Origin of the sequence: Sphingomonas lacusdianchii (assembly GCF_022664395.1) — a bacterium.
In the GTDB taxonomy this organism is placed as follows: domain Bacteria; phylum Pseudomonadota; class Alphaproteobacteria; order Sphingomonadales; family Sphingomonadaceae; genus Sphingomonas; species Sphingomonas lacusdianchii.
Genome location: NZ_JAKRET010000024.1, coordinates 1 through 18,725 on the forward strand (window position 1 = coordinate 1; position 18,725 = coordinate 18,725).

At 62.6% G+C, this 18,725-nt stretch carries 11 protein-coding genes and 6 pseudogenes; 9 read left to right on the top strand and 8 right to left on the bottom strand.

Features of this window, described 5'->3' with window-relative positions; all coding sequences use genetic code 11:
- Window positions 1–430: 430 nt before the first annotated feature.
- Window positions 431–730 (top strand): diguanylate cyclase, encoded by a 300-nt coding sequence (locus MF607_RS20165; protein WP_231902888.1) that lies wholly within the window; start codon window positions 431–433, stop codon window positions 728–730.
- 99 nt (window positions 731–829) lie between these two features.
- Complete coding sequence (locus MF607_RS20170; RefSeq protein WP_242121951.1) at window positions 830–2,005, top strand: zinc-dependent alcohol dehydrogenase; 1,176 nt, start codon at window positions 830–832, stop codon at window positions 2,003–2,005.
- Window positions 2,006–2,369: 364 nt separating this feature from the next.
- Here MF607_RS20170 and istB read toward each other — a convergent pair whose 3' ends face one another.
- The 3 genes from istB to MF607_RS20185 all read right to left on the bottom strand — a co-directional run bounded on the left by istB (window position 2,370) and on the right by MF607_RS20185 (window position 5,637).
- Window positions 2,370–3,101, bottom strand: coding sequence for an IS21-like element helper ATPase IstB (istB, locus tag MF607_RS20175; RefSeq protein ID WP_277926021.1), 732 nt, complete (start codon window positions 3,099–3,101; stop codon window positions 2,370–2,372).
- Window positions 3,101–4,612: an IS21 family transposase gene (gene istA, locus MF607_RS20180; RefSeq protein WP_242121952.1), complete on the bottom strand. Its 1,512-nt coding sequence runs from the start codon at window positions 4,610–4,612 to the stop codon at window positions 3,101–3,103. Before istA ends, istB begins: the two co-directional genes overlap by 1 nt.
- Window positions 4,613–5,196: 584 nt before the next feature.
- On the bottom strand, window positions 5,197–5,637 hold the full coding sequence (locus MF607_RS20185) for a hypothetical protein (RefSeq protein WP_242121953.1): 441 nt from the start codon (window positions 5,635–5,637) through the stop codon (window positions 5,197–5,199).
- A 1,598-nt stretch (window positions 5,638–7,235) separates the two neighbouring features.
- On the opposite strand from MF607_RS20185, the gene tnpA reads away from it, so the two are divergent.
- The 3 genes from tnpA to tnpC all read left to right on the top strand — a co-directional run bounded on the left by tnpA (window position 7,236) and on the right by tnpC (window position 9,502).
- Complete coding sequence (gene tnpA, locus MF607_RS20190; RefSeq protein WP_242121954.1) at window positions 7,236–7,613, top strand: IS66-like element accessory protein TnpA; 378 nt, start codon at window positions 7,236–7,238, stop codon at window positions 7,611–7,613.
- Complete coding sequence (gene tnpB, locus MF607_RS20195) at window positions 7,610–7,957, top strand: IS66 family insertion sequence element accessory protein TnpB (protein WP_126053555.1); 348 nt, start codon at window positions 7,610–7,612, stop codon at window positions 7,955–7,957. Before tnpA ends, tnpB begins: the two co-directional genes overlap by 4 nt.
- Before the next feature lie 111 nt (window positions 7,958–8,068).
- Entirely contained in the window at window positions 8,069–9,502 is a 1,434-nt protein-coding gene (gene tnpC / locus MF607_RS20200; RefSeq protein ID WP_242121960.1) for an IS66 family transposase, read from the top strand.
- Between the two features lie 128 nt (window positions 9,503–9,630).
- On the opposite strand, the pseudogene MF607_RS20205 reads toward tnpC, so the two are convergent.
- Window positions 9,631–9,789: pseudogene (locus MF607_RS20205) on the bottom strand (transposase); the annotation flags it as partial.
- On the opposite strand from MF607_RS20205, the pseudogene MF607_RS20210 reads away from it, so the two are divergent.
- A pseudogene (locus tag MF607_RS20210) lies at window positions 9,788–10,291 on the top strand (transposase family protein); the annotation flags it as partial. The pseudogenes MF607_RS20205 and MF607_RS20210 sit on opposite strands and share 2 nt — an antisense overlap.
- 214 nt (window positions 10,292–10,505) lie before the next feature.
- On the opposite strand, the pseudogene MF607_RS20215 reads toward MF607_RS20210, so the two are convergent.
- A pseudogene (locus MF607_RS20215) lies at window positions 10,506–11,802 on the bottom strand (IS110 family RNA-guided transposase).
- A 154-nt stretch (window positions 11,803–11,956) separates the two neighbouring features.
- Between MF607_RS20215 and MF607_RS20220 the strand changes: the two are divergent.
- Window positions 11,957–12,274 (top strand): annotated as a pseudogene (locus MF607_RS20220) (integrase core domain-containing protein); the annotation flags it as partial.
- A 538-nt stretch (window positions 12,275–12,812) separates the two neighbouring features.
- A pseudogene (locus MF607_RS20225) lies at window positions 12,813–13,543 on the top strand (IS5 family transposase).
- On the opposite strand, the gene MF607_RS20230 reads toward MF607_RS20225, so the two are convergent.
- The 3 genes and pseudogenes from MF607_RS20230 to MF607_RS20240 all read right to left on the bottom strand — a co-directional run bounded on the left by MF607_RS20230 (window position 13,540) and on the right by MF607_RS20240 (window position 17,460).
- Window positions 13,540–14,835 carry a cation:proton antiporter gene (locus tag MF607_RS20230; RefSeq protein WP_242121956.1) on the bottom strand — a complete coding sequence of 432 codons (1,296 nt, stop codon included), beginning with the start codon at window positions 14,833–14,835 and terminating at the stop codon, window positions 13,540–13,542. The pseudogene MF607_RS20225 and the gene MF607_RS20230 sit on opposite strands and share 4 nt — an antisense overlap.
- A 13-nt stretch (window positions 14,836–14,848) precedes the next feature.
- A pseudogene (locus MF607_RS20235) lies at window positions 14,849–15,872 on the bottom strand (IS481 family transposase).
- A gap of 157 nt (window positions 15,873–16,029) precedes the next feature.
- Entirely contained in the window at window positions 16,030–17,460 is a 1,431-nt protein-coding gene (locus MF607_RS20240) for an ISNCY family transposase (protein ID WP_242121957.1), read from the bottom strand.
- Window positions 17,461–17,740: 280 nt separating this feature from the next.
- Between MF607_RS20240 and MF607_RS20245 the strand changes: the two genes are divergently transcribed.
- On the top strand, window positions 17,741–18,724 hold the full coding sequence (locus MF607_RS20245; RefSeq protein WP_037447203.1) for an HWE histidine kinase domain-containing protein: 984 nt from the start codon (window positions 17,741–17,743) through the stop codon (window positions 18,722–18,724).
- Window position 18,725 lies beyond the last annotated feature (1 nt).

An 18,725-nucleotide genomic window follows, 5' to 3' on the forward strand; every position in this document is an offset into this window, starting at 1 on the left:
AAGTGCCGCGTCCGAAGTCGTCTGGCGGGTTTCGCCGCCATGGCCCTGCTGCTCGGCATAGTTCGTCGGCTGGTCGGCACCCGCCGGCAGCGGCGGTGCCTTCTTGGCCGTCTCGCCCTTGAGTTTCACCGCGCTTTTGATGCTCTTGCGTGCCATGGACGTAATCCTCCGATCATGCCCTTAATGCCACCAGCGCCACGGCGGTGCGAGGCATAAATCTTTGTAGCGACTGGGAACCGACCCGGAGGAGCGAAATCAAGTTATGTCAGTCGAGCATGGTCGCCGGTTCGGACGACAGGCGCGGGCTCGGCAACGTAAGTGTTCATGGCTGCGCAGAACCCGACTGCGGCTTCCTTGGTCCTGGATCACAGCCAGGGAAAGCCGATATGGACCGGTTGAGGATGTCTTAACGCCTTGCCGTTAGCCGAGCATGATGTACTCCCAGGTCGTACAGGTTTTCGACTGCGTCTGGCACGACCACGATCCGTGGTTGGTGCTGCTCGCGGGCCTGGTTTGCCTCTGCGGTATCTATGCGTCCTTTGCCCTGGCCGACCATGCCGTACGCTCAGGGCGGAAGACGCGCAGCCTGTGGGAACCTGTCACCATCGTGTCGGCCGGCTGCACGGCCTGGGCGACCCACTTCATTATCTTGCTGGCTTTCAAGCCGGGCATGCCGTCTGCGTTCAACCCGCTGGCCGTACGGCCGTTTTACGGCCGCTCGTTGATGTAAACGAATCAAATGGACGGGGACCCATGCCGCGGCTCAAGGCGTTGAGCGTCATAGACATGGCCCTGACGACAGGGACATCCACTCAGATGAGGAAACGACATGCGCGCACTATGCTGGCACGGTAAAGGCGATGTCCGCGTCGACACCGTTGCGGATCCCGAGATCAAGCACCCGCGCGATGCGATCATCAAAATAACCGCCTGCGCGATCTGCGGGTCGGACCTTCACCTGCTGGATGGCTACCAGCCCACCATGGAAGCCGGCGATATCCTCGGCCACGAGAACATGGGCGAGGTCGTGGCGCTCGGGTCCGAGGTAACCAACCTCAAGATCGGCGACCGTGTCGTCGTGCCGTTCACGATCAGCTGCGGCGATTGCTGGTTCTGCAAGAAGGGTCTGTTTGCGGCCTGCGATCGGACCAATCCGAACGCCGAGATGGCCGCCAAAGCGATGGGCCATTCGCCCGCCGGGCTGTTCGGCTTCAGCCACATGCTGGGCGGCTACTGCGGCGGCCAGGCGGAGTATCTCCGCGTGCCGATGGCGGATGTCGGTCCAATCAAGATTCCCGACAACGTTACCGATGAGCAGGCTCTCTTCCTATCAGATATCTTCCCGACCGGCTACATGGCCGCCGAGAATGCGCAGATCGAGCATGGCGACACCGTCGCGATCTGGGGCTGCGGTCCGGTCGGCCAGTTCGCCATCCGCTCCGCGCTGATGATGGGCGCCGGCCGCGTGATCGCGATCGACGAGGTGCCCGAGCGACTCGCCATGGCGGAGGCCGGTGGCGCTGAGACAATTAACTTCGCCGAAACCGATGTCTATGACGAGCTGCAGGCGCGAACCAAGGGCCGGGGCCCCGACAGCTGCATTGATGCTGTCGGCTGCGAGGCGGCCGCGCACGGGGCGGCGGACGCGGTCATGGACAAGGTGAAGGCAAGCATTATGCTCGCAACGGATCGCGTCCACGTGTTGCGGCAGGCGATTATAAGTTGCCGCAAGGGCGGCACGGTGTCCGTGCCCGGCGTGTATGTCGGCATGGGCGATAAGCTGCCGCTCGGCGCAGCAATGAACAAAGGGCTGACGATCAAGCTTGGGCAGACCCACGTGCAACGTTACACCAAGCCGCTACTGGATAAGATCGTCGCGGGCGAGATCGATCCCAGCTTTGTGATTACGCATCCGGCCAGTCTTGAGGACGCGCCCGAGATGTACGCCAAGTTCCGTGACAAGCAGGAAGGTGTAATCAAGGTTGTCATGCGGCCGCACGGCTGATTAGCGGAACAACCGGGAACAGGACGCTTATCGATGCCGATCGCCGCCGCCGCTGTGGATTATGTTCAGCGGCGGTGTCGATCAGCTTGCAACCAAGTATGTCGGCAGATCTAGGTGTCAGTCAGGCTGCAACGGATGATTCTTGCGGAGAGGCAACGAGCCATAGCCGCAGCGCTTCTTCCTCCATCGGACGGGCAAAATAGTAACCCTGCGCTGTCAATCGGCGCGCAAACGGGGACCGGGATCGGCGTGCAATAGGGGACCAGGGTTTGATGCGCGCTTATGCCGTGGCGGGATGGCGGAGGGCGTAGCCCGGAGGCGTCACGCCACGGCGTAAATCGCCTTCTTTTCCGGTTTGCCGGGGTCAGCTTCGGTTCTTGAAGCGCCAGCTGTCGTTGCCGGTCTCGATGATGTCGCAATGGTGCGTGAGCCGGTCGAGCAGAGCGGTGGTCATCTTGGCGTCGCCGAAGACGGTGGGCCATTCGCCGAAGGCGAGGTTGGTGGTGACGATGATCGAGGTGCGCTCGTACAGCCTGCTGACGAGGTGGAACAGCAACTGGCCGCCGGTGCGCGCGAACGGCAGATAACCCAGTTCGTCGAGGATCAGCAGATCGAGCCGGGAGAGATGTTCGGCGAGCTTGCCGGCCCGGCCCTGGTGGGTCTCCAGTTCGAGCAGGTTCACCAGGTCGGTGGTGTTGTAGAACCGCACGCGAGCGCCGCTGCGGATGCAGTTGCGGGCGATAGCGATGCTGAGGTGGGTCTTTCCCGATCCCGTGCCGCCGACCAGCACGACGTTGCGCTGGCTGGCAAGGAAGGTGCCGCTGGCAAGATCACGGACCAGCCCTTCGTTGATCGGCGTGCCGGTAAACTCGAAGCCATCGAGCTCGCGGGCAAGTGGCAGCTTGGACGCGGTCATCTGGTACTTGATGGAACGGGCGTGCTTCTCGGCGACCTCTGCCTTCAGCAGGTCGCCAACCACGTGCTGTACGGGATGCTGGCGCTTGAGGGCGTCGGCAATGACCTCGTCATAGGCGTGTCGCATGCCGGCCAGCTTCAACTCGGCCATCAAACCGATGATCTCGTGGCGCTCCATCATCATGCTGCCCTCCGCACGGGCAGCAGCTGATCGTAGCGGCCGGCATCGGCGGCAGGCTCGATCTTGAGCTGCAGATGCTCAGGTGTGGCGATGCTGGGCTCCATCGGCGCCGATCGGGACCGGGCCAGGATATTGAGCACGACATCGGCGCTGGTGACCCCCTGGGCCAACGCTTCGGCGGCGGCCGCTTCCAGCGCATCGAGGCCGTCGACCGTGGCCGCTGTCAGGATCTTGACCATCTGCCGATCGCCATCGTCGCTGCCCTTCAGCTTGCCACGAAGGCGCTCCAGTGCTGGCGGCAGGGCCAGTTGCTTGAACGGCGCCCCGTTCCTCAGCGCACCCGGCTTCTTCGCCAGAACCGGCACGTAGTGCCGGGGATCATAGACGGTCTGCTCGCGACCGAAGCGGCGATCGTGTTCGGCGACGATATCGTCGCCTTGGCGGATGACGATGCGATCGGCATAGCCGTGGACCTCAACGGGATGCCCCAGAGCGCGCGCCGCCACCGAGTACTTGTTGTAGTCGAACCGCACGAGCAGCGTCTTGGATACCGAGGCCGCGACAGCATGGAAGCCGTCGAACGGCGTCGTCGGCATCCGCATCAACGCGGGCTTCTCGTCCTCGAACACGTCAGCGATGGTACGATCACGAAGCTCGGGATGCCGATGGGCGCTGGCGTGTTCCAGGCAACGGTCGAGCAGCCAGACGTTCAGCTCGTCGTAGCTGGCGAAGCGCAGCCGGGGCGTGAAGAAGCGTTCGCGCACCACGCCGACCTGGTTCTCAACCTGCCCCTTCTCCCATCCCGCTGCCGGCGTGCACGCGGTCGGCTCGACCAGGTAATGGTTGCACATCTGCAGGAAGCGGCGGTTGAACTTGCGTTCCTTGCCCAGGAACACCGCATCAACCGCTGTGGTCATGTTGTCGTAAATCCCGCGCGTGCAGACGCCGCCGAAGAAGGCGAACGCCCGTGCATGGGCGTCGAACACCATCTCCTGCGTCTCGCGGGGGTAGGCACGCACGAAGAACATCCGGCTATGGCACAGCCGCATATGCGCGACCTTCACCGTCGTCGTCACGCCGGCCAGCACCACGACCTCATGGCTCCAGTCGAACTGGTAAGCCTCGCCCGGCTCAAAGCTCAGCGGCACGAACGCGGTCGCCGTGCGGCCCACTTCCTCGCGCTGCCAGCGGCGGGCATGGCGGCGAACGGTATCATAGCCGCCCTCGTATCCTTGCGCCCGCAGCGTCTCGAACAGGCGGATCAGCGTCAGTCGCTCGCGCCGCGGCTTGCGTTCGTTCTCCGCCAGTAACCGCTCAAGCTCGGCCACGTGGGCACCCAGCTTGGGCATCGGCTGAACCGTGCGATCGTAGCTGAACTTGCCGTCCTCGGTCTCGATCGCCTTCCTGACCGTCTTCCTCGAAACATGCAGCCGCCGCGCGATCTCCCGCACCGACTGACGCTGCACGAAATACGCACGCCTGATCCGTCCAATCGTCTCCACCGTCGTCATCCTCCGCCTCGTCGCCTGCCTCAATCGCAGGCGACAATAGATGACCCGGGGGTGGTCCCCGATTAGGCGCCGATCACCGAGTCAGGTGGGCACCACTTGCACGCCGAAACACAGCCGCGAGCCTGTTCAGACAAACCGAGCCACCTCTGACAGTGGTGGGACGCGGAACGCCGGTATTGGCGGAACGGGCAGGGCAGGCGAGTTCGTCGACCGACCAACGATATTCTTCACGTGGGCAAGTGGACATCGGTGGTTCTGGCGTGCGCCCATCTCCATCCTGATCCAAGCGACAGTCGCTTCGAAAAGCTGGCTGCGCTTTGCCAACGATGCTACCTGATCCACGATGCCCCCGAGCATCGGCGACGCCGGTGGATGAATGCCCATTTCCGTCGGGCACTTGGCGACCTGTTCTACAGACCCTACCCCGAACATGGGGCCGACTGGATCAGTCCGACAACAGCCAGCATGCTCGATGATCCACGCCTACTCTACCATCGGGTCTGAGCCGACCGGCGCGCTGCACTGGAGTTCAGGCGTATGTCGGCAGGTTCGTGCTATTGAGTAGGTACGCGCTGGGGTCCTGATCATGCCGCTGCAGATCGCTGCCCATCTGCTGGAATGCCAGCAATTTGCAGGTGGCTGGTTGCCTGAACGAGAAACTCTTCGTTTGGCAGATCCCGGTGATCGATCCACCACTTCGCGTCGTAGATGCGCAGGCAAAGGTTGCAGTCGGCCTCGGTGGTTGTGTGCGAGGTCGCGGCCAGCGACGCCATGCGGCTAATACGAATATTTTCTGCCCAGGCCACCTGCCGCTCGCTTCCAGTCAGTGGCGTCAGATCAAGATGTGCGATTATCGCACTGTCACGTGCCGCAGCGTCGACCTGTTCGGCTTTTTTGTCTGCGACGAAACAGGCGCGGCATTTTGTTGACCGTAACCAACGTGCCTTACGCGCGATCTGAGAGTCGAAGCCGTAAATGACATGAGCCTGCTCGTGGCCGCAGGCGTGAATAATCTGCTGTTCCATGCTTTCGAGGCATGCCGCATCGCCTACCGACTGCCAAATTCTATGAGTCGATACGAATTGTTCCCGCGACGAACGGTTTCCGCAAGGTGAAAGGGTGTCATCCAGGGGAAGCTGACATGCGTTCATTGGGTGCTTTCGGGCATGATCGTGACGAAGCGGACGCCTCGGTATGCTAGCGGGGCGAACGCGGCTGACTTGTAAACGTCAGAGCTAGTGGCACGGTATGTCAGCGCTAAAGGGCACTTTCGTAACCGTCCGAAACACCCGTATTTCGTACACCTTATAAGAGATCGGTAGATGGGCTTGGAACGGTTGGCGGCTTGGGGTCGGATTGCAACCAACACAGCAAACCGCTGCCGAGCGGCGTATGCGGGTATCGTGAGGGTATCAAGGCGCACGCAGTAATTTTGAATTGATGGATTTATTCGGGGTTGGAAGCGAGATGGCGGAGCGTGTGTCCGCCTCGTGATATAGCGGATCGTCCCAATCTGGGAGCCGTAGCACAACTGCACAATGGCGCTACAGCAAGATGCGGTTGAGTCGATACTTTGTCGGCATTAGCAGAGTCCAATCTGAAAAGGCTTATGCAACGTGTCTGTGGAATACCGAGAGGCCGAACGGCAACGCCGTATTGAAGATCGGAGCAAGATTGTAGCGGACGTTGCGGAGGAATTGCTGGGTTCCGACGCGGGCGCTGGTTGCATTCAAGCCGCACTACTTTGTTGGGATCGCCAATATGGTAAGGAAGCCGCTTCGATACTCGCGCGCACGGCATTAATGGGGGTTTGCGGCGAATTGGACCGTGGCGGCAGGCGAGCCGATTAAGTCACAACGTGCGGGGCAATGTTTGCTACCGGCGCGGTTTGGCGGAGTGGGCGTATCTGCTCAATAAGGCTTACAACGCGCGAGGGAGGCACCGCGAGCGCGGCCGGTGCCGACGGCGGCGGCGCGTCATACGATGGTACGATTTACATCTCGTTCTAATGCCTTAACGTGCATGCATGGCGTCACCGCGTACGATAGTTGGAAGCTTCGCTGCCCCGTCGGAGCAAGAGCTCGAACGTGACGAACTGATCGCCAGTCGAAGCCTGACATTGGCGGACATCGCGCAGCAGCTTCTAGGGCAGGATGGTGGTGTGGCGCTGATCAGAGCAGCAATCATCTGCTGGGAGCGGGACCATGGTCGGCCAGCGGCCTTGGAGTTCGCCCGTACGGCTCTTCTGGGCGTCCATGAGCAGCTCAGTGGCGGTCACCAGCGCCACAATTGATCAGTGCATCGATGGCTCCTAGAGTGGGTATCTGACGCTTCAATAGCGTTGCATTTCGGTTCAATCGCGAGATTGGGTGTCCGCCGTTGGCATGTCTATGATCAGTGGTTAGCAGCTAGGGGTTGAGGTACACCTCCTCGTATTTCACCGAGAGCCATAGGCGCTCCACGAACACATTGTCGCGCCAGCAGTCTTTTCCGTCCATGCTGATGGCGATCTTCTCGCGCGGGAGAACGGCAGTGAACGTAAGCGTCCGGTCTTCCCCGCCTTGCAGGCGGAGTGTTTGGCAAGCCACAGGTGCGGCACTGTGGCAGGCACCGGTGCGGCATCATGGCGACGCGAATTATCGAGATGGTCGGGGCAGAGCCGCGGCGACGGTTCAGTGACGCTGACAAGGCACGGATCGTGTCGGAGGCGATGATGCCGGGGGCAAGCGTGGTGGACGTGGCGCGGCGTCACCGGGTGTGCACGTCGCTGGTGTACCGCTGGCGACGCACGCTGCTACGCGACGGGGTGGCGAGCCAAGCGTTGCCATTGCCGGGTCCGGCGTTCGTGCCGGTCGAGGTGGCGAACGTGCCCATGGCACCGCAGCCGGAACCGCTCGGACCGGGTGTGGTAGAGGTGGTCGGCCCCGCCGGGCAGCGTATCCGCCTGGCACCTCCCATCGACGCACGGGTGCTGAAGGCCGTGCTGGCCGGGTTTGCTTGATCGGGCCGCCAAGCGGCGTCCGGGTGTATCTGGCGGCCGGGGTCACGGACATGCGCAAAGGCTTCGACGGGCTGGCCGCACTGGTGCAGCAGCGGCTACGCCAGGACCCCTTTGGCGGTGCGGTATACGCCTTCCGGGGCAGGCGTGGTGACCTGGTCAAGCTGCTGTGGTGGGACGGTCAGGGCCTCGTCCTCCACGCCAAGCGTCTGGAGCGTGGCCGGTTCACCTGGCCAGCGACCGCGGACGGTGTGGCAGTGCTGACCCCGGCGCAGTTGTCGATGCTGCTCGAGGGGGTGGACTGGCGGCATCCGATCCGGTCCTCGCAGCCGACCCTGGCCTGGTAAAAAGCACGGTTTCCTGCGGCTTTTACGTGTGTCGGCACGGGTGTTCTGGTATAAGCAGGCGTGTCGCCCGATGCCGCCTCGCTGCCCGACGATATCGCCCTCCTGAAGGCCATGCTCATTGCTGCCGGCGCCGAGCTGGAGCAGTTGCGGATGCAGGTCGCGCGGCTGCGGCGGATGGCCTTCGGCCGCTCCTCAGAAAAACTGACGCACCAGGCTGACCAGCTGGAACTCGGGTTGGAGGAACGCGAGGCGGAAGCGGCGGCCACGGCGACGCCGACCGTTACCCGGACGCGGGATGTGGCCAAGCCCTGCCGCCAACCGCTGCCTGACCATCTGCCCCGCACGGACGTCATACATGAGGCACCGTGCGTCTGCCCCGATTGCGGTGGTGCCATGCGGCGCATGGGCGAGGACGTCACGGAGCAGCTCGACTATGTGCCCGCCGCGTTCCGCGTCGTGCGCCATGTCCGGCCACGGCTGAGCTGCCGGTCATGCGAGCGCATCGTGCAGGCGCCGTTGCCGTCCATGCCTATCGAGCGGGGCAGACCCGGCGCGGGGCTGCTCGCGCATGTGCTGGTGTCCAAATATGCCGATCATCTGCCGCTCTATCGCCAGTCGGGCATCTACGCGCGCCAGGGCGTCGACCTTGCCCGCTCCACCCTCGCCGACTGGGTCGGGCGCTCGGCCGCGCTCCTCGACCCGCTGGTCGACGCGCTCGAGCGCCACGTCATGGGTGGCTCTACCCTCCACGCCGACGACACGCCCGTGCCGGTTCTGGCCCCCGGCGCCGGTCGCACCAGGACAGGCCGGCTGTGGACCTATGTGCGCGACGAGCGCGGGGCTGGTGGCGAGGCCCCGCCCGCCGTGCTGTTCCGCTACGCGCCCGACCGCAAGGGCGAACGCCCCGCCGGGCATCTTGCCCAGTTCCGAGGCGATCTGCATGCCGATGGCTATGCCGGGTTCGACCGGCTCTATGGCGAGCGCATCGCAGAGGTGGCCTGCTGGGCGCACGTCAGGCGCAAGTTTTTCGACGTCCATGCCGCAACCGGCTCCACCACCGCCCGCGAGGCGCTGGACCATATCGCCGGGCTCTATGCCGTCGAACGGGATGTGCGTGGACGGCCCCCGGACAAGCGACGGCAGGCGCGCCAGGCCAGGGCCGGACCGTTGCTCGATGCGTTCCGCCAGTGGCTCGACGCGACCGGACCAAAGCTGTCCCGGCGCTCAGACCTCGCGGTCGCCATCCGCTATGCGCTCACCCGCTGGACGGGGCTGACCCGCTATGCCGACGACGGCCGCCTCGAGATCGACAACAATGCCGCCGAGCGCTCGCTGCGCGGTATTGCCGTAGGTCGCAAGAACTGGCTGTTCGCCGGCTCCGACCAGGGCGGGCACCGCGCCGCCAGCATCTACAGCCTCGTGGAAACCGCCAGGCTCAACGGCGTCGACCCCGAGGCTTGGCTCGCCGACACCATCAGCCGCATCGCCGACCATCCGGCCCGCCGGGTCGACGAACTCCTGCCGTGGAACTACCGTCCCACCTGATGTAACGCCTTCACCGGACGCTTACCAGTGAACGCGGTGCTCGTGAACTGCGAGCCCTGATCGCTGTTGAAGATCGCCGGCGTGCCGGGGGCTGTCAGGAATTTTGTGCGAGAGGCCGGTTACCGTCATTAGATGACGAAGCGCTCACCGAAGATTACGGCGAACTGACTTTTGGCCTCACCCCATTCGCGCGGTGGGCGCTTCCATTCGTCCGCCGCGTGATTGAGCACGAGATATAGCAGCTTCATCGCGGCATCGTCACCGGGAAAATGGCCGCGGGTACGGAGCCGCGAGCTGGGGATCAACCCCAAGACAGTCGCGAAGTGGCGGAAGCGGGCGACGGTCGAGGATCTGAAGACCGGGCCGAAGGCCCCTCATTCCACCACCCTGTCCGAGGCGGAGGAAGCGATGGTTGTGGCGTTCCGACGCCACACACTGCTGCCGCTCGACGACTGCCTTTACGCGTTGCAGCCGTCGCTCCCCCATCTGACGCGCTCAGCGCTGCATCGGTGCCTTCAGCGACACGGCATCTCCCGCCTGCCGGACATCGAAGGCGACAAGCCAAAGCGGCAACCCTTCAAGCGCTACCCCATCGGCTTCTTCCACATCGACATTGCTGAGGTGCAGACTGCCGAAGGCAAGCTCTACCTGTTCGTCGGCATTGACCGCACCAGCAAGTTCGCCGTCACGAAGCTGGTCGACAAGGCTGATCGACGGACAGCATGGGAGTTCCTGGAATACCTGCTGAAAGCCGTGCCGTATCGCATCCACACGATCCTGACGGACAACGTCCTATGTCGGGAAGCAACGGCGGGTTTGGGCCAGCAGATATCCATGCGCCGACAACCATCGGCGCAGCATGCAATCTGAGCCAGATGGCTTCCACCGTCAACGGGATCGCTCTCTGCCATAGCAAACATAGGATCCAGCGGCGCCGGGGCGGCCGTGGTCCTCACCATCCTTAAAACGAGATACGCACCCAGGTGGAAGGCCCGAACATTATCTACAGGGTCGCTCGACGAGCGCCCTCACGGCACTTGCAGAGAGGGGTCCTTCCACCTGGCATCCGACCGTTCGAGGAACGGCCGGTACTCTGTCCCCGTCTTGACGACGGCGTGAGCCACACGCGCCATCTTGGCGGTGAGCGCCGTCATCGCCTTGCGGCGACGGTCGGCATCGTCCGCGTGCCCGGCGGTGTACCGTCCGAGCTTATCGCGGAAGCTGTTGTCGCGCTGACGCGCGGCAACCTGGGCAGCCATCCAGAAGGTGCGGCGCAGACGCGCGTTGCCGTACTTGGACAGCTTGGTGCGGCCACGAAACGTGCCCGACTGACACGTTGCGAGATCGAGACCGCAGAACTTCAGGAACTGTCGATGATGGTTGAAGCGACGCAGATCACCGGCCTCGGCCAGGATGGTCAGCGCGTTGATCGGACCAATGCCCGGAATGTTGCGCAGCAGTTAATAATCGACATGTTCGGCCAGCCTGTCATGGGCAAGCCGCTCTATCTCGTCACGCTGTTGGATGAGGCTGCGTCCCTGCGCGATGACCATGCGGAACATAGTAATTGCTGCCGACTCCTCCGGGACCGGCAGAGCCACCGAAGCGCAGGCCGTTTCGTATATGTCATTGATAAGACGGGCCTTGGAAACCTTGCGGCCAATGAGAGGCCAGGCAGCTGCCGAGAATGCCCCAGCGTCGAGCGCGGTGATGCTGGCAGGAGTGGGGAACCGCTCGATGAGCGCGAGGAACCAGTCGGATCGGCTGTTGCCTGCGAAGCGGGCGATCTCGGGGAAGTACAGCGGCAGGTAGTGGGTCAGGATCCGGTGCCAGGTCTGCGTCTTCATCCTGGAGATCGTCTCGTGAGTCTTCGAGAGCTCCTGCAGGTCATTGATGCCCGCGGCGAGAGGATCGACGTAGCGCTGCGTCGCACCGATCCGCAGCATGTGCAGGATGACCTGCGCGTCCTTGGGGTCGTTCTTGTCCCAGCCATTGTGCAGCGCCTCGCGCGTTCTTGCGAGCGCGACCGACGAGATGAGGCGCAGCTCGAACCCTGCCGTCAGCAGCCGATGTGCCAGCGTACGATGGTAATTACCCGTCGCCTCGAACCCAACGATGATACGGCGCCCGATGGCAGCGAGTTGCTCGGCAAAGCCGTCATAGTCCTGTCTGGTCGCCATGACGGTCATCCGCCGGCGCCGGCCGCCTTCCGGTCGCTCGATGAGAACCTCCTGCCGGCTCTTGGACATATCGATAGCTACCAGCACGGCGCCGGCAGGCGTAGGGGTGAGCTTGGTCATGGTCGGTCAGTCTCCAAAGTGTTGTCTCGACAACCTCACTTTAGATACCTGCTGTCCGGCCATGGCTTGCCCTGATGAAGCCTGCGGCCGCTACGCGGCCTTGTCTTCATCAGGGCCATAGCGGCTCCCGAACCAGCGCTTCCCAATGTGCTACGGCACCGAACTGACCAGCCTGGCGATCCTGAGATGGACGCAGGAGCGACCAATCGAGTGGCACTACATCGCGCCAGGCAAGCCGCAGCAGAACGGCTACGTCGAGAGCTTCATCGGCCGCCTACGTGACGAATGCCTCAACGAGACGCTGTTCGTGTCGCTCGGCCATGCCCGCTCGGTGCTGCGGCTCTGGCGCGACGACTACAACCATGTGCGCCCGCACAGCGGTGTTGGCGGGCTGACGCCCGCCGATGCTGCCAGGCGGGTTGTGCAACACCGCCCCGAGGGGCACCATACCAACCCCGGACTCCAGTTATGACTGGTAGAGCTTTGGGGAGCACGTCATAGGAGTCATAGCGATAAAGACCAGTCGTGGAGCTTCGATCGATCCTGCCAGCGAACGTTCGGGAAAGGGCGCCGTTCGCCGCTAACCAGCACCGCTTGGCCCCGTCCGCATGCATTACGATCGAATGTAAAGGACCTGTCGGGCCGGCGCGGCATTTACGCGGGCATGACTCTTGTCCGACGCGAACGATCAGTGGCTTTTCCTATCGTCTACCATCCTGCTGCTCAGGATGAGGCTCGTCGCTTGATTGCTGAGCATGAGGGGAGAGCGCTCCGTCTCGTCGAGAGCAAACTGAACGACCAGCTTGCCAAAGGCGACGTGGTGGCCGCACTGCACCTCGATCAGGTACGGCGCGCAATCTCGAATGCCGAAGCTGGGCTTTTAGCCCCCTAGGCGGCGTGGACGAATTGGTTGACGCTGGATCGGGCGGTTGATTCAAGGCCTCCTTTTGGAGGCGTGATTGAGCCGGGGCGATCTGAGCGAAGCAGGGTGGCGGGTCTTGAAGGATCTGTTGCCGATCGAGCCATCGATGCGTGGTCGCGGACGGCGTCCGACCAAGAACCGTTCAGTTTTGAACGGCATTTTGTGGCGGCTGCGTTGCGGTGCTCCGTGGCGCGACGTGCCGGAGAAGTACGGCAAGTGGAACACGATCTACCGGCGGTTCCGGCGCTGGAGCGAGGCCGGCACCTGGGAGATCGTGTCGATCACCTTGGCCGAGATGATGGCGGACACCGGCCACTACAGCATCGATAGTACCACCATCCGCGCTCACGTTTCGGCAGCGGGGATAAAAGGGGGACTCATCGACAGGCTCTTAGCCGCTCGCGGGGCGGGTTCGGCTGTAAGATTCACTGCATCGCCGATGCCGGTGGGCGACCACTCGCCTTCCATCTGACAGGTGGGCAGGCCGCCGACTGCAAGGCGTACGACACGCTGATCGCACTGCCCGAAATCGAGCCGGCCGCGCTGCTGGGTGACAAGGGGTACGACGCCGACGCCATCCGTGACGATCTACGTGGCCGCGGGGTCGACGCCGTCATCCCGGGACGATCCAACCGTAAGAAGCCGATCATCCACGACCGCACTCTCTACAAGGAACGCAATCGTATCGAGCGCATGTTTGGTCATCTCAAGATCAATCGCGCGGTCGCCACCCGATACGACCAACTCGCCGAAAGCTTCCTCAGCATGATCCAGATCGCTGCCACCCGCTACCTGCTTAAATTCGTCCACGTGGCCTAGTGCGCTGGCCCTTGAAGCCCGGGCGGCGGTACTCCCTTCGCCTCCGGATCGACACCCCGGCGTTCGTCAAGCGAACGCATGATCGGTGTCACTGTCAGGCCATGCAGCAGGATGGAGAGAAGGATGATGAGACCGACGATTGCCCATAGACGCTCGGCATTAGCGACCGGCATATGGTTGATACCGTAGGCTAGGTAGTAGATCGAGCCCACGCCGCGGATACCGAAAAAAGACAAGGTCAGCTTCTCATCACGATCACCTGCCCAGCCAAGTAGGCCAATCCAACCGGTGACGGGACGTATGACAAGCAGAACGACGAGCGCGACCACGACGTCGACCCAGATTATCGGCGTGAGCAGTCCGCTTACCAGTGCTCCGCCGAACAGAATGAGCAGGACCATCATCGCGAGCCGCTCAATCTGCTCGGTGATGGCATGCATTTCGTCTTGAAACTCGTGATCGCGGTGCGCGCTGCGAAACGTCAGTGCGGTCACGAACACGGCAAGGAAGCCATAGACATGAACGATTTCGGTCAGGCCGTACGAGACAAGCGTCGCTGATATTGCGATCAGTCCATCGCCGGTTCGCGCCAGCTTCGTTTCGGCAGGGATGTGAAAGGTCAGCCACCCGAACGCACGACCGACAAGCCACCCACCTACTATGCCGCCTGCGATCTCCCACAGCACCCGGTACGTTAGCCATTCGACTACCCATGGCTTGCCCACAGGAAGGGCAACAGCCAGCAGCACCGCTAAATGAACGAACGGAAATGCAGCACCGTCATTCAGCCCAGCTTCGGAGGTAAGGCCGAAACGTACCTCGTCTTCGTCGCCGGTCTTGGGAGGACCAACTTGCACGTCTGCAGCGAGTACGGGGTCGGTTGGAGCCAGGCTGGCAGCGATCAGCAGGGCGACGGCTAACGGTAGGCCAAGCACTTTCACGCCCAACGCAGCAATAGCAACAATGCCCAGCGGCATTGTTATTGCCAACAATCGCCAGGTAATGGACCAGCGGCGCCAACCGAAGACGCGATCGATCTTCAAGCCCGCCCCCATCAACGCGATGATGACGACGAACTCTGCGAAGCGTTCGGTTATTTCCGGGTAGCGATAGGGCAGTGGGCGTAGCGTCACCTGCGGTAGTAGGAATATCGCCGCACCAATGCCGATACACACAATTGGCAATGAAAGCGGTAGACGCTTGAGCGCAAGCGGTAGCCAAGCGACCAACGCAATCAGAAGGCCAGCACCGGTCAGGATAAGGATGTACGGATCAGGTGATAGGCTTTGCATCCGTGCCTAACGGTCAATGGGCAGGCTTGGGTGCGTGATGCGACCTATCATCGCCTTCGCACGTAACGCCAACTCCACCGTAGGTGTTCAGTCCCGGCATCTGGTGGATCGGGTCGACGTTGAACCGGTCTGGCTCTGAAGTCCAGATCTTGGCCATGTATTCGTAGGGTGTGAGGCCGCTGAGCGTCTTGAGCCGGCGGGCAAAGTTGTAGGCGGCCATGAAGTCGGCGAGGTGCGTCCGCAGCTGGTCGTGGCTCTCGTAGTGGAAGCGTTTGACCGTCGCCTCCTTGATGGTGCGGTTCATCCGTTCGACCTGACCGTTCGTCCACGGGTGGTTCGGCTTGGTGAGCCGGTGTTCGATGTCGTTTGCCTCGCAGATCATGTCGAAGCGCATCTGGCGCGACCAGGCGGTGTTCCGGTTGCGCGGCTGCTCGGCGAACTGAATGCCATTATCGGTCAGGATCGTGTGTATCCGGTACGGCACGGCCTTCAGCAGGTGTTCGAGGAACTCCCATGCTGTGCGCCTATCGGCCTTGTCGACCAGCTGGGACTGCGAACTTGCTGGTGCGGTCTATGCCAACGAACAGATAGAGCTTGCCTTCGGCAGTCTGCACCTCGGCGATATCGATGTGGAAGAAACCAATCGGATAACGCTTGAAGCGCTGACGCTTGGGCTTGTCGCCCTCGACATCCGGTAGCCGTGAGATGCCGTGCCGCTGAAGGCAACGGTGCAGCGCTGACCGGGTCAGGTGCGGTAGCGACGGCTGCAATGCGTAGAGGCAGTCGTCGAGCGGCAGCAGTGTGTGGCGACGGAACGCCACCACCATTGCCTCCTCCGCCTCGGTCAGGGTCGTTGAATGAGGGGCCTTCGGCCCGGTCTTCAGATCCTCGACCGTCGCCCTCTTACGCCACTTCGCCACCGTCTTGGGGTTGATCCCCAGCTCACGGCTCAGCGTCGCGAGCGAAGCTTGCGATCGCTGTATTGCTGCTCGGACAGCGTGCGTGGTCGTGGCGCTCCCGTGACGTACCTGTCCCATACGGCTTCCTTCCATTCCAACGAAAGGATCGCACCATCAAACCGTGGGATCAAACACCTAGCGGTGACGACGCTCTAGGCCGGTCCGGCGAGTTACCTCCGGCAAGCTATTCTCGAAATCCGATCGTTTTTGATACGCTGCCAGGCACGTCATCCGCTTATCCCGTCTGTTTGCGGACATACTCGCCGAGGCCGCGCGCAATGAGTTCGTCGTTCGAGAGGCGAGGGCCTCGCTTCAGGCGCTGATTGCCCAGTTTGCGACGATCCAGCTTCGGCCCGGGCGACACCGGTGCGAGAGCCTTGAACACGCCAACCGGCTGCGCGGTGCGCGCCGGTTCGTTGTTGTTGCGCTTCGCGTGGTGCGGCTGGACCTGCTGAATGGCGTGGGCGAGCGTCAAGGCGGCGTCGAGATGCTTGTTGTCGACCACCGGCGCCTGGTTCACGCGGCGCATCTTGTCGAAGACGCGGTAGGGCAGGGCCTCACCATCGTGCTGGATCTCGAGGCGACCGTCCGGGTACTCGCATACGTCCACTTTTTTGCGCGCCAACCCCTGCGCGACCGGGGTCGGCTCCAGGATGAACATCGCCTTGTTGTAGTGCAGGGTAAGGGCACCGGTGACGGTGCGCTGCTCGCGCCAGACCATCTCCGCCTCAAGGTTCTCGTGAATGGCCAATGGCCGGTGCAGATCGCGCGGGTCGAAGGGCGCCCTGGCGAACCGCTGATTGTGCTGCGCCATATAGGAGGGGAGGAAGGCGTTGGCTTGTTCGATGGTGTCGATGCGGTTGAGCCGCATCGCCTTGACGAGGCGGTCCTGCAACGTCGCATTGGCGCGCTCCACGCGGCCCTTAGCCTGCGGCGAGTTCGCGCAGATCAGGTCGATGTTCAGCCGGTCCAGCGCCCGCCCGAGATGGGTCATCCCGTCGCCGTTCGCCGAGGCCGTGTTGTTGCGGAAGGCGCTGTGCTTGTCCGTGTAGAAGGCGACCGGCTTGCCGTGCCGCTCGAGGTAAGTCCGCGTCGCGCGCATGTAGGAGAAAGTGCTCTCGCTCTCGACCATCTCGAGGTGCATCAACTCGCTCGTGGCGTCGTCGATGAACACCAGCAGCGTACATTGCGGGCCGCGGCCCTCGAACCACCAGTGTTTCGAACCATCGACCTGGACCAGTTCGCCGCGACAGTCGCGCCGGTAGCGGGGCTGGTAGGGGCGAGGGCGCCTGGCGGCGCGGTCCTTCCAAAGCCCGGCTTCCATCATGATCTGCCGCAGCGTCTCGCACGACAAGCCGAGGCCGTGGCGCTCGGCAAGGTACTCGCGCGCGAGCGTCGGCCCGAAGTCGGCATAGTGTTCTCGCACCAGCGCGACCACCTCGGCGCGGAAGGCATCACTGTAGCGCCGGTTGCTCGGCCGCCCGCGCTTGCGCGACACGAGGCCCGCAGCGCCTTCCTGTCGGAGGCGGCCGAGCAGCCGGTAGATTTGCCGCCGCTGGAGGCCCAGCAGCTTTATCGCGTCCGCAATCCGGATTTCCCCGCGGTCGAGCCGCATCAGCGTGTCGAACCGGGTGATCTCTGCAGCACTCATCGTCAGCACCGTCATACTATGCGCGTCCTCGTTGCCGAGGAAGGCTATGACACCGGCGAACCACTGACAGCACCGGCGGTGCCGTTTCTATCTAGCAGATTCGTGTCATTTGTATTTGGTGCCTACAATCCGCCAGTCCGATAATATATCTTATGTAAAATGAGGTTTTCTCTGAGCGCGCCAATGAGTGAACAGATCGCGACGCCGTTCCCATCAGATTGCACGCTACATGCTTGTGCGGTAGCACCAATTTGAGCGAACAGCGCACTGCTGGCGTGGTCCTGGGCTAAGCCGCATGAACAATCGAGAGACGGAACTCACGTCAATTGCACTGGCGCGTCAAGCGCTGAATGTTTTGGACGATAACGGAAACGGATCAAGCCTGTTTGCCTGCAAGCTGGCGGAAGCGCTGGACCATGCCGAAGCCGATCGTGTCGGCGATCAAGTGCTAACACAGGACGTGAGCGCCGGTGCCAGCGGCTCAGCTCTTTTTAGGGTTGATGCTCATTCTCGTGAGTTGGTCGCTTCGGACGGGTCCCGTCTCGTGATCAACCCTGAAGCTATCGTGCAGGTTCGGGGGGTCGAGGCCACGACCACTGTGTCGCTGGTTGACGGCTCCGAGGTACGGATCAGCGGTGATCTTGCGCAAGTGGCGCCGGCTTTGGGCTTGCCATCTGTCGCCCTATCCCAATCCGTTGATTACGTCTCCGCGAGTACCGCACGTCACCAGTTGCGCAACCTCCTTGCGATCGTCTCCGCGATAACAAATCAAGTTCTCGACGAGGATCGACCCTTGATCGACAAGGCTCGGGATCTCGCCGCGCGGACTGCGATGCTGAGCAGCATCGGCGATCTTCTCCTGCAGCCGCAATCGCATTCTACGGATCTGCAGGTCCTTGTGTCTCGCCTCATGAACGTTGTCGGTGACAAGCGCTGCAAGGTAACTGGTCCATCAGTGCTGGTCGGTCCTGGCGCCGCGGTGACGCTTGGCCTGGCGCTTCACGAGCTGCACGTTCACTCATTCAGGACCGGGGCCTTGAGCAGCAGGAATGGCTACGTCGAGATCAGCTGGAGCGCCAACGATGTCGAGGCGTCTTACTTATGGCTGCAATGGGCCGATCGCGACGGACCGCAGATGAGGGCACCACTTTCAGCTTGGAGCGACCGCTTGCTAAGCGTGGCAACGCCGCGTCGTCTCGGTGGGCAATGCGGGATACAGGAGCTACCGTCCGGCCTCGTCTGGTCCCTCCATGCGCCACTAGAGCGCCTCGCCACCTGAA

Excerpts from the sequence above, each read along its gene's own strand:
- tnpA (WP_242121954.1), top strand. The coding sequence starts at position 7,236 with ATGGCGACGCGAATTATCGAGATGGTCGGGGCAGAGCCGCGGCGACGG.
- istB (WP_277926021.1), bottom strand. The coding sequence starts at position 3,101 with ATGATGGAGCGCCACGAGATCATCGGTTTGATGGCCGAGTTGAAGCTG.
- MF607_RS20240 (WP_242121957.1), bottom strand. The coding sequence starts at position 17,460 with ATGACGGTGCTGACGATGAGTGCTGCAGAGATCACCCGGTTCGACACG.
- MF607_RS20170 (WP_242121951.1), top strand. The coding sequence starts at position 830 with ATGCGCGCACTATGCTGGCACGGTAAAGGCGATGTCCGCGTCGACACC.
- MF607_RS20230 (WP_242121956.1), bottom strand. The coding sequence starts at position 14,835 with ATGCAAAGCCTATCACCTGATCCGTACATCCTTATCCTGACCGGTGCT.
- istA (WP_242121952.1), bottom strand. The coding sequence starts at position 4,612 with ATGACGACGGTGGAGACGATTGGACGGATCAGGCGTGCGTATTTCGTG.
- tnpC (WP_242121960.1), top strand. The coding sequence starts at position 8,069 with ATGCTCATTGCTGCCGGCGCCGAGCTGGAGCAGTTGCGGATGCAGGTC.
- MF607_RS20245 (WP_037447203.1), top strand. The coding sequence starts at position 17,741 with ATGAACAATCGAGAGACGGAACTCACGTCAATTGCACTGGCGCGTCAA.
- MF607_RS20165 (WP_231902888.1), top strand. The coding sequence starts at position 431 with ATGATGTACTCCCAGGTCGTACAGGTTTTCGACTGCGTCTGGCACGAC.
- MF607_RS20185 (WP_242121953.1), bottom strand. The coding sequence starts at position 5,637 with ATGGAACAGCAGATTATTCACGCCTGCGGCCACGAGCAGGCTCATGTC.